Source organism: Aliiroseovarius sp. S2029 (genome assembly GCF_023195575.1).
GTDB lineage: Bacteria > Pseudomonadota > Alphaproteobacteria > Rhodobacterales > Rhodobacteraceae > Aliiroseovarius > Aliiroseovarius zhejiangensis.
In genome coordinates this window covers 1-15,534 of record NZ_JALPQE010000011.1, presented here as the reverse complement: position 1 = coordinate 15,534, position 15,534 = coordinate 1, and the positions used below count along the sequence as shown (strand labels likewise).

Annotated in this window: 8 protein-coding genes and 1 pseudogene; 8 read left to right on the top strand and 1 reads right to left on the bottom strand. The window is 55.9% G+C overall.

Annotation, left to right across the window (positions count from 1 at the left end; translation table 11 throughout):
- Positions 1 to 385 precede the first annotated feature (385 nt).
- Complete coding sequence (istA, locus tag MUY21_RS15680; RefSeq protein ID WP_248411224.1) at positions 386 to 1,078, top strand: IS21 family transposase; 693 nt, start codon at positions 386 to 388, stop codon at positions 1,076 to 1,078.
- A 167-nt stretch (positions 1,079 to 1,245) separates the two neighbouring features.
- Positions 1,246 to 1,479, top strand: coding sequence for a DUF6429 family protein (locus MUY21_RS15675; protein ID WP_248411223.1), 234 nt, complete (start codon positions 1,246 to 1,248; stop codon positions 1,477 to 1,479).
- Here MUY21_RS15675 and MUY21_RS15670 read toward each other — a convergent pair.
- Positions 1,460 to 2,590, bottom strand: a pseudogene (locus tag MUY21_RS15670) (IS66 family transposase); the annotation flags it as partial. The gene MUY21_RS15675 and the pseudogene MUY21_RS15670 overlap by 20 nt on opposite strands.
- Here MUY21_RS15670 and MUY21_RS15665 point away from each other — a divergent pair.
- From MUY21_RS15665 to MUY21_RS15640, 6 genes are all read left to right on the top strand, one after another.
- Positions 2,590 to 5,493, top strand: coding sequence for a Tn3 family transposase (locus tag MUY21_RS15665; protein WP_248411222.1), 2,904 nt, complete (start codon positions 2,590 to 2,592; stop codon positions 5,491 to 5,493). The pseudogene MUY21_RS15670 and the gene MUY21_RS15665 sit on opposite strands and share 1 nt — an antisense overlap.
- Before the next feature lie 81 nt (positions 5,494 to 5,574).
- Complete coding sequence (locus MUY21_RS15660; RefSeq protein WP_248411221.1) at positions 5,575 to 6,168, top strand: tyrosine-type recombinase/integrase; 594 nt, start codon at positions 5,575 to 5,577, stop codon at positions 6,166 to 6,168.
- 211 nt (positions 6,169 to 6,379) lie between these two features.
- Complete coding sequence (locus tag MUY21_RS15655) at positions 6,380 to 6,892, top strand: hypothetical protein (RefSeq protein WP_248411220.1); 513 nt, start codon at positions 6,380 to 6,382, stop codon at positions 6,890 to 6,892.
- Between the two features lie 349 nt (positions 6,893 to 7,241).
- Complete coding sequence (locus MUY21_RS15650) at positions 7,242 to 12,170, top strand: hypothetical protein (RefSeq protein WP_248411219.1); 4,929 nt, start codon at positions 7,242 to 7,244, stop codon at positions 12,168 to 12,170.
- Between the two features lie 149 nt (positions 12,171 to 12,319).
- The gene (locus MUY21_RS15645) at positions 12,320 to 14,017 is read left to right on the top strand and encodes a type I secretion system permease/ATPase (RefSeq protein WP_248411225.1); all 1,698 of its coding nucleotides are present in this window, start codon (positions 12,320 to 12,322) and stop codon (positions 14,015 to 14,017) included.
- A 26-nt stretch (positions 14,018 to 14,043) separates the two neighbouring features.
- Positions 14,044 to 15,357 (top strand): HlyD family type I secretion periplasmic adaptor subunit, encoded by a 1,314-nt coding sequence (locus tag MUY21_RS15640; protein ID WP_248411218.1) that lies wholly within the window; start codon positions 14,044 to 14,046, stop codon positions 15,355 to 15,357.
- The last annotated feature ends 177 nt before the right edge of the window (positions 15,358 to 15,534 follow it).

Below are 15,534 nucleotides of genomic sequence, written 5' to 3'. Positions count from 1 at the left end.
CAATCCACGCCAAGCCGTTCCATCACAGTTTGAAACACCAGGCTTTTCGCAACAGGGCCGTTATCGAGATAGATCATCTCGGGAATGCCCTGGAAGGCCCAACCGGCTTGAAGCTGTGAGATCGGACAAATTCTGGAACATTTGTGAACGGAGCTTGTCTTCCGAGGGGTTCTGCGTGAAGTTTCGGCGCGAACAGGGCGTTGGAGGCTGTTTTTTGGAGAATTTCGCGAAGAAATGGAGCCTGTCTTTTTCTGATCTGATGTTTCTGGCTGTGAATCGGCATGCAAAACTGACCCACTTGGGTGGGTTATGAGCGAGTAAAATTGACCCACCTGTTTCGTTAGCATCCGCGCTTCAAGTGCGGAGGAAAGAGCAGGTGTTATTGATGGAAAGTGTATCGAAGATCCGACGATGGATATTGGTTGAGGGTCGCAGCATCCGGTCAGTTGCGCGGGCGACGGGATTGTCGCGCAACACGATCAAGAAGTATCTGAAGGATGAGAGCCCACCGAGCTACCAGCGCCAGGCTCCGCCGGTTCGGCACAAGCTGTGCAACGGGTTTGATCTTCGGCTGCGGGAGCTGTTCGATCAGGATATGAAGCGCCCGCGACGGGAACGGCGGACGGCCCAGAAGCTCTATGAGCAGCTCGTGGTGGAAGGCTACACCGGTTCCTATTCGCCGGTTCAGCGCTTTGTTCGCGACCTGAAGCGGGCCGGTGCCGGTTCTGGCGAGGCTTTTATCCCGCTACATTTTGCGGCGGGCGACGCGCTGCAATTTGACTGGAGCGAAGAACGGGTTGTCCTGGGCGGCATTGAACAGAAGATCAAGGTTGCCCATTTCCGCCTGTGCCACAGCCGCAAACCTTTTGTCATCGCCTATCCCGGCGAAGCCCAGGAGATGGTGCTGGATGCGTTCGTGCAGGCGCTGTCTTTCTACGGCGGCGTGCTGCGCCGGGTGATCCTCGACAATCCCAAAACGATGGTGACCTACGTGTCCGGCCCAAGGGGCCCGAACGCGCTCAGACGCGCATTAGTAGGAACAATGGGTGAACATTGTGGATTTCCGAAACACATTTGATCCTGCATTCATTCCTCACCCCCTGAACGCTCTGTAGAAATAGTCCATAAGCGGCTTTGTGAGATAGCTGAGCGGTGTGCGTTGATCGGTTGTCAGATAGGCCTCGATTGTAAGGCTCCGGCGAAGACCGCGGTCCCTTTGGCTCTGTGATGTGATACCCGTTGTTCATGGAGATCGACGAGGACAAGATTGACGACGCGGTTCTGGGATTGCTCTGTTTGACACTGCATGATGAGCGTCGCGCCTGGAAGGGAATGGACTGGTCGGCACTGGATCGATTGCATCGGAAGGGTTTGATCTATGACCCGGTTAACCGGTCCAAATCTGTCGTGCTGACCGATGAAGGGCTACAGCGCTCAAAGGCCCTATTTCAACGGTTGTTCACGCGGCAGCCGCAGTAACGCCCTCACGGGCTTTCCAGTTCCAGGGAAAAAGTTCCGGCACGCGCGAGACGGGCATGTCGGGCAGCCGGGCGAGGGCATCGGCCAGCCACGCCTGCGGGTCGATATTGTTCATTTTGGCAGTGACGATAAGGGTGTACATGGCGGCGGCCCGCTCACCGCCGCGCTCGGAACCGGCAAAGAGCCATGACTTCCGGCCCAGGGCCACGCCGCGCAGGGCGCGTTCGGCCGCATTGTTCGTCAGGCAGATGCGTCCGTCATCGAGGAATGCGGTAAAGGCCTGCCAACGGTCCTCTTTCTCGAACATGTAGTTGATCGCCTTGGCCACCTTGTTGTGCCTGGACAGTTTCGCGCGCTCTTCCTGCAGCCAGTCATGGAGATTATCGACCAGGGGACGGGAGAGTTCCTGACGGGCGGCAAGCCGGGCATCGGCATCCAGCCCATTGATCTCGCGCTCGATGTCGAAGATAGCGTCGATCCGTTTCACCGCTTCCAGCGCGGCCGGCGAGATCTGATGGGCCGGTTTGCCCTTGCGGACATTCCCGGCAATATCCGCAAGTTCGAAGAACTTCCGGCGCGCATGCGACCAGCACAGCGCGCTGGTCACGGGTCCCGGATCGCGGTCCGCGCGATAGAGGTCGTTGTATCCGCCATAGGCGTCGGCCTGCAACACGCCTTGCCATCCGGCGAGATGCTGATTGGGATTGGTTGCCGCGCGATCACGGGAGAAGCGGAAGAACGCGGCCGGTGGCGCGCCACCATTCCAGGGCTGGTCATCGCGCACATAGGTCCAGAGACGGGCCTTTTTTGCACCGCCCCGCGCCAGAAGCGGCACGGTCGTGTCATCGCCATGCAGGCGGTGCGCGGCTAGCACGTGGTTCTCGATCAGAGCATGGATTGGCTGCAACGCGACTGTGGCATGCCCGACCAGGTCAGCCAGGGTCGACAAGCTCAACTCGACGCCTTCACGGGCGAAGCGTTCGGCCTGCCGGTTCAACGGCTGGTGCTGGCCCAACCGGCTTGAAGCTGTGAGATCGGACAAATTCTGGAACATTTGTGAACAAGGCTTGTCTTCTGAAGGGTTCTCGTTGACGCTTCGGCACGAATTGCGTGTCGGAGATTGTTTTGATGGAGAATATCGCGACGGATTGGAGCCTGTCTTTTTCTGATCTGATGTTTCTGGCGGATCAGCCTGAGGATATTCGACTGGAAGTTGCCCTTCAGCTTTGCGATTTACGGCGAACGGGGCGATTTATCGAAGATTGGTCACGATTATCAGGCGAGGTGATTGCTTATGTGGCCAGTCAGATCGATCGTCCTGTGGCGCGTCCCACCAGTATGTTTGATGACCGCAGATCGCGTCGATACCGGATACGTGTTGCTGAGCATCTGGGGTTCTCCCGGCCGAAGAAAACAGATTTGACTGAGTTCGAGACCTGGTTGCTTTCGGATGTTGTTCATCGGGGCGATTCTGTTTCCGAGAAGACTGATCTGGGGTGCGAGTGGTTTTTAAAGCGCAAGCTGATCTCACCTTCGGAACAGGCCCTTGAACGTATTGTACGTTCCGTCCGTCAACGCTTTCTGGAAAGGTATCTTGCATCGGTTGCTGCGCGGTTGTCAGAATCAGCAGCCTTAGAGCTGGAAGCCAGTCTTGCTGAACCGCGCGGTCGCACAGGGTTTAAGCGGCTGAAGGGTGATGTTGGTGCCGCAACATTAGATAGCGTTCTGGACGCGACAGAGCGGCTGGCCTTCATTCAGGGTCTGGATCTGCCAGATCACGCACTCTCGGACATTGACCCCACTTGGATCAAGGCCCTGGTACGCCGGGTTGAAGGCGAAACTGCTTCAGAGATGCGACTACATTCCAGAGAAAGACGCCTTGGATTGCTGGCGATATATCTTATGTCGCGCCGGTCACAGCTGATTGATGGGCTGGTGGAGTTACTGATCGAAGTCGTGCATCGCATCGGCACAAAATCCAGACGCAAGGTCATCAAGAGAATTGCCGCCGACATTGAGAAGGTTCACGGCAAAGAACAATTGCTCGTTGATATGGCGACCGCAGCCGTGATGGCACCAAAGGGCATAGTTTCAGATGTGATCTTTCCGGTTGTTGGTGCGGCGAAGCTGAAAGCCGTTATCGATGAGCATAATGCCAAGGGTACGCTGGATGTTCGGATCCTAACTGTGATGCGCGGCTCTTATGCCAATCACTATCGCCCCATGTTGCCGTCATTGCTCTCTGTTCTGAACTTCCGGTCGAACAATGAGGTCTGGCGGCCGATTCTGGACGCCTTGGCTTTGATTGTCCGCTTGAATGAAGAAGGCCGGCGATTTGTACCGGCCGCGCTCGCTCCTGACGGGTCAATCCCACGAAAATGGAGAGAAACTGTCATTGATGGGCGGGGCCGTCTGAATGTCATTTCTTATGAGCTCTGTGTTCTGACACAATTGCGGGAGCGGATCAGAGCGAAAGAGATCTGGATTGAGGGGGCAGATCGCTATCGCAATCCAGACAACGATCTGCCGAGAGATTTCCCCGAGAGGCGCAACACTTACTATGCTGGCCTGAACCTCACCCAGGATGCAAAGGCGTTCACCCAATCCATTCGTACGCAGCATGAGCAGGAGCTCCTTCTGCTGAATGCCACGATACCAGACAACGACAAGGTCCGACTGCGCTGGTCGGGTGACAACCAGATCAGCATTTCCCCCTTTAAACCAGCACCCGAACCCAAAGGGTTGATCGGTCTCAAATCCGAGGTCAATCGACGGTGGCCGATGACGGGACTGTTGGACGCGCTGAAGGAAACAGCGTTGGATACAGGCTTTCTGGATGTTTTTGAAACTTCGGCAACCCGGGAGGCACTGCCGCCGGATGTGCGGGATCAACGTCTGCTGCTTTCCCTGTATGGTATGGGCACAAATGCTGGCTTGAAGCGTGTGGCGGCGGGCACGCCCGGCGTCAGTCATGATGAATTGCTGCATATCCGGCGGCGGTACATTGATCCGGCTTCCCTGCGCGCGGCTTGCAGCCGGGTCGCGGATGCGACGCTGGCTATTCGCAACCCGGCCATCTGGGGCCAAGCCGGAACAGCCTGCGCCTCGGATTCCACCAAGTTCGGAGCCTGGGACCGGAACCTGATGACGGAATGGCATGCCCGCTATGGTGGGCGCGGCGTGATGATCTACTGGCATGTCGAACGCCAGTCCACTTGTATCTATTCTCAATTGAAGCGTTGTTCATCATCGGAGGTGGCCTCGATGATTGAGGGCGTGTTGCGCCATTGCACCGACATGCAAATCCAGCGCCAATATGTAGACAGCCACGGTCAAAGCGCGATCGGCTTCGCCTTCTGCCATCTTCTTGGCTTCGAACTCGCTCCGCGGCTGAAAGCCATCGCGCGCCAGAAGCTCGCCCTTCCAAGCGCTGGTATGCGGGTGAAACTTCCAAACCTGCTGCCCATCCTCTCGGGCACAATCGACTGGAGCGAGATTGAGCGGCAGTACGACGAGATGGTCAAATACGCCGCGGCCATGCAGCATGGCACCGCTGATCCCGAAGCCATCCTTCGCCGGTTTGCGCGCGCCGATGTGATGCACCCAACGTACAAGGCGCTTGCTGAGCTGGGCCGCGCGATCAAAACAATCTTTCTGTGCCGCTATCTACGATCCGAAGCGTTCCGCCGCGAAATTCATGAAGGACTGAACGTGGTCGAGAACTGGAACAGCGCGAACGGGTTCGTGTTCTTCGGTAAAGGCGGTGAGATCTCCAGCAACCGGATTGCCGATCAGGAAATCTCAGCCCATGCTCTGCACTTGCTTCAGGCCTCACTCGTCTATGTGAACACGCGTATGGTGCAATCGGTGCTGTCGGAGACGAGCTGGGCGAACCGCCTGTCTGAGCGCGATTACCGCGGTCTCACCCCTCTGATCTACTCTCACATCAATCCCTATGGTCGCTTCGATGTTGATCTGGACAAGCGGATCGACTTTGGAAAAGTGGCAGCCTAAACTCTTTACAAAGAGCGTGAACTGTAAACAGTATTCAGACAAGCCCGCCAGCAAAACAAGGACAGAGCAAGGTTCCAAAAGATGCCGCCCAACCGGCGAAAGGTAAAGAGTGATGCGCATGACCGCCCTGCAGATGGCCATGAGCGTGGCCGGGACTTTCTGGGCGAGGCTGAAATCGATCGGCTGCTGAGGGCGGCCAAACGGGGCCGCCATGGCATTCGGGATCACCTGTTGCTCCTCTTGATGTTCCGGCATGGGCTGCGTGTCTCAGAGGCCATTGCCCTGCGCCGAACCGACGCAAACCTTGATCAAGCGCGCCTCTGGATATCGCGCCTGAAGAATGGGCTTAGCGTCGAGCAACCCATTGCAGGGGATGAATTGCGGGCAATCCGCCGCTGGCTGGCTTTGCGAGAGGATGCGCTTCCGTGGCTGTTCATCTCAGAACGCAAACAGCCTTTTACCCGCCAGGCGGTGAACTACATCGTTGCCCGTTCCGGAAAACAGGCCAAGCTGGGGCATATTCATCCTCACATGTTGCGACATTCCTGTGGATTTGCGCTGGCCAACAAAGGACATGACCTGCGTCTGATCCAGGACTATCTCGGGCATCGGGATCCACGGCATACCGCACATTACACGCGCACGGCCGCAGGTCGCTTCGAAGGGCTCTGGTAGAAGGCTGAAAGTGTAACCACCGGACGTTCTGCAACCATTTTGGGCGCCTGCAACAGGTTGTACCTGAGCCATCGCTGCCCTCCGCTTCTGGTGGGGTCCTTTTGCCGCAGCTTTGCATCCGACGGTGTATTTACAATGGGTGGTTTTTGAGAATAGAAATTCTACCAAAGAGAGTTGACGCGTTGGCGCAGTATTGAGTGTAGGTATTATAATGGATGATCGAGTTTCAAAGACAAGCAGGGCGTCGGATATCCTGTTTCGATTAGCCTCAGACGACGCAGACTTACCCCATCTGGTCGATCTCGCAAAGTCTGCCCATGATGAAAGCCGCTTCTCATATATCCCTTTCTGTGCCGACAAAGTGTGTAAAATTGCTCGCAAGGCGTTTGATGACACAAGCAGACATGCTGTCATGCTTGCAATAAAACATGACGCCCCGGTGGGCTTCGCCTACTGTTCCATAGGTGAGTACCATATTGGGCAAGATGTCCTGATCACGACGATTCACAACATGAATGTCTCACGTTCGCTGCGTAGGTCCCTGTCGGGTGGCCGCGTTGCGCTCGGGCTATTCAAAGGCGTCGAAACATGGTCGGCAGCCAGAGGTTCCCGAGAGGTGTTGTTCCATGTAACGTCCGGCGTCGACCTCGCCAGATCTCACAAACTGGCAAAACACATCGGGTATAAATTTATCGGGGGAAGTTATGCTAAAGGTATTGGCTAGGAACTTATTTAATTTAGTGCTTTGCTCGCTCATTTTTTTGGCACCAAAAGCGGCTGCCGCGGGCGGCGTCACTTGCAACTTTGTTCAAAGATGTGACGACGTAGGAAATGGATGCCAATTATCTGCTCGCCGGTACATTTTGGAAGCTAGTGAAGTAGACTTTAAGAATACTACGGAAGCCGGTGTCAAAATTTATCTGATCCTAGACACAGAAGGAGGGAGCGCACTTCTAACCGTTTCACCTTCTGGGCGGGCAAAATACACCGAGCATCAACATGTCGAAGACGCCAACGGTCAAGCAGTATCATACCATGGCACTTGCCAATAACTGGATAAACGGAGATCAAAAATGGGAGAAGTGAACGGGACTTTCGTCACTGAAGTTGATGGCGTTAGATACTACACTGATGGAATTAAGCATCAAGGCACTTCCTTTTCTGTGAGTGTCGCGTATGTTGACTTTTCGCACGAGTATGATGCCATTTCTGATACCGGTGGCTGGGAAGTCGGAGCTAGTACTAGGAACCCAGTTTTCAATGTTGACAGCGAAGGAAATGTCAGGGTCGGTGCTGAGTATCGAATGTTTGAGGCGGGTGTGATCCGCTACGCGGATGGAACCACAGGTGTCTATGGTGGGGTCAACGCTGGATTACCTGGTCTTGGTGTTAGTTATACCGTGCATGGTGGGAGTGGTGGTTCTGGACCTTACGGTCAGTTAAGCACGTATGATCACCTCAATGTCTATGCCGATGGAACCGTACAGAAAGTAGAATATTCACCTGGTGACGAAAACTACAATCACGTTAAGGTTAAGATATCGACATTAGACCAAAACGGCGATGTAATCGGAGACCCGATACTAACAAATATCGCCAGCGTTGAGTTGGCTTCAGACATGTTGTCAGGACATGCCCCCCATATTTGGCAACATGAAAGCTACTGGGGTGACAAATGCTTTTCTTCTGGCACGCCTATCTTGCTATCCGATGGCAGCACATCTGAGATTGAAACTCTGAAGTCGGATGATTTGGTTGCTTGTTTTGCCGAGGAGGAGAATAGCGGTCGTGCGGCGCTTACCGCGCGGCCTATTGTCCGCCTTTACGAGAACGTGACAGATTGCTTTGTCCGGATAGAGTATCCCGATGGTCGCGCCCCACTTCATGTTACTCCTGGCCATGCTTTTCTGGATGAGACCGGGCGCTTTACGAAGATCGGTGATCTGCTGCGACTCGGCGGCAACTCAGCACGCCTGATCGACGAAGACGGTGAGGTAATTACGGTTACCGGCACTTGGTTGCACTATTCGGTCGAGACCGCACACTTGTTTGAACGTGCCACTACTCGCTCCATAATCGTCGACGGCAATATAGCGTTCAAAGAATACGTTGTTGAGGGATGGAAGACTTATAATTTCGAAGTTTCCGAGCACCATACCTATGTTGCTGGTGGGATCCGGGTTCACAATACAAGTGGTGACTTTTATACTGATCCGGTGACCGGGCACAAGCTCTTCGATGATCACTCGACGCCAGGAATAGTTGAGCGGATTGACATTACAACATTCAATCAGCATCACTTCACGTCGACAAACCCTCCCGGAAAAGGGATGACAAAGGTCCCGGATCGACACGGCTATGACTGGCACTATGACCAAGGCTCCGATGTCGACAACAATGGTATCATCGATGAACGAGATAGCCGACACTGGGGTAAGAAGTACCAACCGGGTGGTGACTTCAACAGAGATGGCAATCTCGACCGCAAGGACAAAATTGCACACGATATTGATCTGCATGAGCGTCATCTTAAGCGCGCGCAGGACAACGGTGATCCCGAAGATGTTACAAAACACCAACGCGCTCTAGATCGATTGCGGGGTCGTGAGCAAGATTTGGATAACAAGGGGTCTGACCGCGGCAAGCCTGTCATTTTGGATCTTGACGGCGATGGCGTAGAAATCAACGTCAACGGAAATGTCAGCTTTGATATGGATGGTGACGGATATCTTGAGCAAGGCGCCTGGGTCAACCAGGATGATGGTTTCCTGGTCATTGATCTGAATGCCGATGGTTCACATGGAGACGGCGACGGCAAGATTGACCAAACCAAAGAACTGATCCTGTCCGAGTGGTCGACGGACCCGAGTGTAACCGACCTGCAGGCGCTCGCTATCTTTGATAAGTATGAGCATCGTGGTGGCAACAATGATGGGGTTCTGGATGCGCAGGACAGTATTTGGGATGAGCTACGTGTCTGGCAAGATATCAATCAGAACGGCGTGACGGATACCGGAGAGCTGAAGTCGCTCGCTGAACTTGGGATCACGCAGATCAATCTGACATATGACGATGGCAGCCACTACCTGGACAACAACAACGATGTCACGATTCTGGGTAACACTCTGTTTGGAAGCGCATCCTACACGCGCAATGGCGAAGTCATCGAAGGTGGTGTTGGTGACGTTGCGCTCAGGTACAATGCGCAAGGCTGGCGACGCGTGGAAACGGACGCTGGGTACAATATCGAGTTCGAGACAGGCGCTACATTGCGTTATGCGGTCATGGACGGCTCTGGTTCCGCCGGGCTCGACGCGTATGTGAGCAATCTGGATGGTGTGCAGGGCGACGCCCGCGACAATGTAATCAGTGCTACAGACCATACACGTAATGTGGCGCTGTCAGGTGGGGATGGAAATGATACTCTGAGGGGCGGTTACGCAGATGACATGCTGGCGGGTGGTGAAGGAGCAGATATCCTGGAAGCCGCCAGAGGCAATGATATCGTATTCTTCGATGCAGCCGACACCAGGGTTGATGGTGGTTGGGGGTACGACACCGCCATCGCCGTGGGTGACATCGGAGTCACGCTTGATTTGGCCAATACTGGATTCCAGGTTGCGCATGGCACAGATGCGGACGACACCTTAGTCGGAGGCATTAACGTATCCGAGTTAGCCGTAAACCTTCACGGCAAGGGTGGCGATGACCTCCTCAAAGGAAGCCGTGCGGACGATCTTATCTCGGGAGATGAAGGCAACGACCATATTGAAGGCGGCAATGGTGATGACATGCTGCTGGGCGGTGCCGGGAATGATACACTTCACGGCCATGGCGATGATGATGTTCTGATGGGTGGCTCAGGTGACGACACTTTGGAGGGCAACAATGGCGATGATATGTTATTGGGAGGCTCCGGTGCCGATATATTGAACGGAGGTGGTCAGGACGACTATCTTGATGGTGGAGAGGGTGATGATACGCTTGATGGCGGGGAGTATGATGACATCCTGATTGGTGGAACGGGCAACGACATCCTTCGTGGCGGCGGCGGCGATGATGTCCTTGATGGCGGAGATGGCAACGATGTTATCTATACCAACTGGGGCGATGATCTGGTCCGGGGTGGTGCCGGAAATGATACCATTCATGTAGAACGTTGGGGAGATAAGCGTGTCGAAGCCGGTGACGGGAATGATCACATTCACATCAGTTCAAATGGTGGGTCACGCGAAATCCTTGGCGGCAAAGGCACCGACAAGATCTATCTGACCGGCAACAAGTCCGAATACACAGTCAAGTACGTTGGCAATGGTTCGAAGGGTGTCAATGAATACCGGATCATCAAAGCTGGAACTCAGATCCTTCATATTCAGGATATTGAAGCGATCGTATATGGCAACGGTGGCTATCAACTTCTGGCACACCGAAACGCAAATCTGGACAATTCAGCGAGTTTCTATCTGACCAATCCAGCATGGGCTGACGGTGCCAAGTGGCACGGAAAGAACGATTGGACGCTCGACAAGAAGAAGTCGCTAAACTGGCACCTCAAAGGCGGGGACGACAAGGTCGTCATTGTTGGTTCCTACAGTGATACAATGCATATGGAAGGTGGCGATGACATCGCTGCACTGGGTGCCGGAAACGACACAGGGATCGGCGACACCGGAAATGACCAACTCTACGGCCAGAATGGTCATGATACCCTTGATGGTGGAAGCGGCATGGATGGTCTCTCTGGTGGCAACGGGAACGATGTCATTGAGGGTGGAGCCGGTGCAGACATCATCTATGGAGGTGTTGGTAACGATACTCTGAAAGGTGGTAGTGGCGCAGATGTCATCACAGGTGACGCTGGCGATGACATTATCGAGGGCGGCTACGGGTCCGATGTTCTGTCAGGCAGTGACGGTGCCGACACGATCAAAGGTGACGATGGGAGTGACCGATTGGACGGTGGCAAGGGTAACGACATGCTCTATGGCGGCGACGGATCTGACCGTCTCAAAGGAGGCGAGAACGACGATCATCTCTATGGCGAGCTTGGCGATGACACGCTTCAAGGAGAAGAAGGTGATGATGTTCTGAATGGGGGTCGCGGCAATGACGTCCTTGAAGGCGGGGACGGTAACGACGAACTGAACGGATCTTTTGACTTTGACCAGCTTGATGGTGGCGCCGGGAATGACATTCTGAGAGGTGGCAATCTTGATGATGTGTTGATCGGCGGTGACGGCGATGACCAACTGTATGGGGATGCCGACAAAGATGTTCTTGAAGGCGGAGCCGGCGCTGATCTCCTCGATGGTGGCAATGGCATCTTTGACATCGCGAGCTATGCCAGTTCCGACGCTGGGGTCGACATCGACTTAATGCTCGGCACAGCTGCAGGCGGACATGCAACAGGTGACAGTCTTGTCAATATTGAATGGCTGTCCGGCAGCGATCATGACGACCGTTTGGTCGGCGACGGGAATGATAACCATCTCTACGGCGTAGATGGTTCTGATGAGCTTCGCGGCGGCGATGGTCGCGATAACATCTATGGTGGGAACGGTAACGATTCTGCACATGGTGATCAGGGTGATGACAACGTATTTGGAGAGGATGGCGATGATGAGTTGCGCGGTCAGGACGGAAATGACGTTTTGTCCGGCGGCAATGGTAACGACCTGCTTCAGGGCGATAATGGCAATGATCGTCTCTATGGAGATGATGGTGACGACAAGCTTGTGGGTGGCCTTCACTCGGATGAATTGACAGGGGGTGCCGGGGCGGATGAGTTCCGTTTTGCTGCAGGTGATGGCATTGATGTTATCACCGATTTCGGGGATGGGATTGACCGAATTGTGTTTACCAGCACGGGCCTCAGCTTTGCCGCGATTTCTATTACAGATTCATCGGATGGGGCAATCGTTTCGTACGGAAATACGGACACGATTACACTCAGCGATGTGCTGGCCAGCCAACTCACCGAGGATGACTTCAGCTTCGCCTGATAAGGGCGTTGTCTGGTCTCCCCCGCACGCTCCGGGATTTTCCTCCCGTTCCGGAGTGTGCGCATTCAACCTTGCTGATGCATTTGACCTCATAACCTGTTTGTGACGATTTAACCGTGCTCCGAAGCCCTCCCTCTCAAAAAGCGGAACTGACACGCGCCCGCAACGCGGGGCTGCATTTTGTTGGGGTGGCGTTTCTCTTCAGCGTCTTTGTGAACCTCCTGATGCTGACAGGTCCTCTGTTCATGCTGCAAGTCTATGACCGGGTGCTGTCCTCGCATTCCAGGGAAACGCTCACGGCGTTGTTCCTGCTGGTCGGGTTTCTCTATGTCCTGATGGCACTTCTGGACTATGCGCGCGGTCGGGTTGTGGCGCGGTTTGGGGCGATGTTTCAGTCCAGGCTGGATGAGAGGGTGTTCCGGGCAACCCTGAAGATGGCGGTACAGCAGAATGCCCAGCCGGGCTTGGCGCTGCGCCACCTGGAAAACATCCAGCAACTCTTTGCCTCCCCGGCCTTTCTTGCGCTGCTCGACCTTCCATGGTCACCTCTGTTCTTTGCCGCGATCTTCATCCTGCACCCGATGCTGGGCTGGCTGGCCCTTGCCGGTGGTGCCGTGCTGATCGTTGTGGCGATCATCAACCAGATGATGACACATAAACGTGTGTCCCGTGCTCAGTCTCTCTCTCAGCGCGCCCACGGGTTTGCCGATCAGGCGCGGCTGGCCCATGAGATCGTGCAAAGTCAGGGGATGCTCGGCAGCATCACGTCCCGATGGTCACGCCAACGGGAAGACGCACAACGAGAGGTGCTGTCTTCCAGTGACTGGACCGGCAGCTTTACCGCGCTCACCAAATCGCTGCGCCTGTTTCTGCAATCCGCCATGCTGGCGGTCGGGGCCTATCTGGTGCTGGGGGGGGAGGTCACGGGCGGCGCCATGATTGCAGGTTCCATCCTGCTTGGCCGTGCCCTTGCCCCGATCGAGCAGTCGCTTGGCCAGTGGGCGCTGGTGCAACGCGCGAGGCTGGCCTGGACGGCCTTGTCAAAGCTTTTGGAGGCCATGCCTGCAGAGACAGCCAGAACCGCGCTGCCCGTGCCGGAAGCAACTCTCTCTGTAAAAAACATGACGGTCGTGCCACCGGGTACCAGAACGCCCACCCTGAGCGGCGTGAGCTTCCAACTATCGCCCGGCAAAGCTTTGGGGGTGATCGGGCGCAGCGGATCAGGCAAGTCGACACTTGCCCGCGCGCTTCTGGGGGTATGGCCACCGGTCTCTGGAGAAATCCGTCTGGGGGGTGCGACGCTCAACCAGTATGATCCCGATGAACTGGGACGACACATTGGCTATCTTCCGCAGAAGATCACACTTTTTGATGGCACGATTGCCGAGAACATCGCACGGATGTCGGAGGCGGCAGATGACAGTGCCGTTGTCACCGCTGCCAGGCGGGCAAGAGCCCATGAGATGATCATGTCCCTGCCCGAAGGGTATGACACCGTGATATCCGGCAGTGACTGCCAGCTTTCCGGTGGCCAACAGCAACGGGTGGCGCTCGCCCGCGCGCTCTATGGCGATCCGGTGCTGCTCATACTGGATGAACCCAACTCGGCCCTGGATGCGGAAGGCTCGGATGCGCTGAACGACGCGGTGCGTGGCTTCAAAGCGGCGGGCAAGTCCGTCATCGTGATGACCCACCGGCCTGTGGCCATCTCAGAATGCGATGATCTTATCATCATCGACAAGGGCCAGGTCACGGCACGGGGCCCGCGTGATGAGGTCTTGCGGACCAATGTGCGCAACATGGCCCAGCAGCCGACGACGCCCATCAAACGGCGGGTCGCCACATGAGCGGGTCAGGCCGGCCCTCAGGGCAGATGCCTGCCAGGACCTCGTCAGAGGGCCCACCGGTCTGGCGTGCCCGCCTGCCGATCACGGTGGGCTTTGCCGCCCTGGCGGTCCTGGTGCTGGGTCTGGGTGCCTGGAGCATCACCACCCGGCTGTCGGGGGCAGTCATTGCGACGGGTGCGATCCAGATCCAGTCCAATCGGCAAGTGGTCCAACATGCCGAAGGTGGTGTTGTGGGTGAGATCCTTGTTCGTGATGGGGATGTGGTTGCGGCAGGAGACATGCTCATCCGTTTTGATGACACGCTCCATCGCTCTGAACTGGCCATTGTGGAAGGTCAGTTGTTCGAGCTTATGACGCGCTCTGCGCGCCTGAAGGCGGAACGCGACGGGGCAGAGGAGATTATATTTTCTGATGCGCTTCTGGCCATTTCATCAGAGCAAGATAATGCCCGCAAGATCGATGGGCAGCGCCGGTTGTTCCGGGCGCGGATCGAAACCCAGGCCAGGGAAGCTGAACAGCTTCAGGAACAGATCTCTCAACTGGAGCATCAGGTTGCGGGCACCGAGGCGCAGATCACCTCGCTTGGGTCCCAGCTCGACCTGATCGGTCAGGAGTTGGAAAGCCAGACCACGCTCCTGTCCAAAGGGCTCACCCAATCGAGCCGGGTCACCAGTCTGCAGCGCGAACAGGCCGCGCTCTCGGGGGAGATCGGTCGGCTCACGGCCGCCAAAGCCCAGATTGGTGGTCAGATCGCAGCCACGCGGATCGAGATCCTGAAGCTCGGCACACAAAGGCGCGAGGCGGCCATCACCGAGCTCAGGGACACGGAGTTCCGCATGGCGGAACTCTCCGAGCGGCGTCTGGCGTTGCTGGAGCGGCTGTCCCGCATGGATGTCCGTGCGCCCACATCCGGGATCATTTACGGCTCGGTGCTTTTTGCCGAACGTGCCGTGGTGCAGCCGGCCGAACCGATGATGTATGTCATTCCGCAAGACCAGCCGCTCGTGGCCATGGCGCGCATTGAGGCGGTCAGCATCGATCAGGTCTTTGTTGGACAACCCGCGATCCTGCGCCTGCCTGCTTTTGATCAACGGTTCACACCCGAACTTAACACCAGGGTCGAGCGGGTCTCGGCCGATGTGTTCGAGGATCAGGCGACAGGGACCAGCTTCTATGCTGCAGAGCTGTCACTCACACCTGACGAGCTTGCCAGGCTGGGCGACCAGGCTCTGCTTCCGGGTATGCCCATCGAAGCCTATCTCAAAACCGATGAGCGTACCCCGCTCAGCTACCTCACCAAGCCCCTTATGGATTATTTCTACAAAGCAATGAGGGGGTGAGGCCGGTCCCGTTTTGGATCACACTCGGTGTTCGTGGATTGTTCCGAAAAGTGTCCGATCTCACAGCGTCAAGCCGGTTGGGCCTGGAACTCAGTGTCTTCCTTCGGAGCCATGGCGTTGAACAGGAAACGCAACGCGCTTTCCGCATCTTCGCCATAGACACAGCGGTATTCCTGG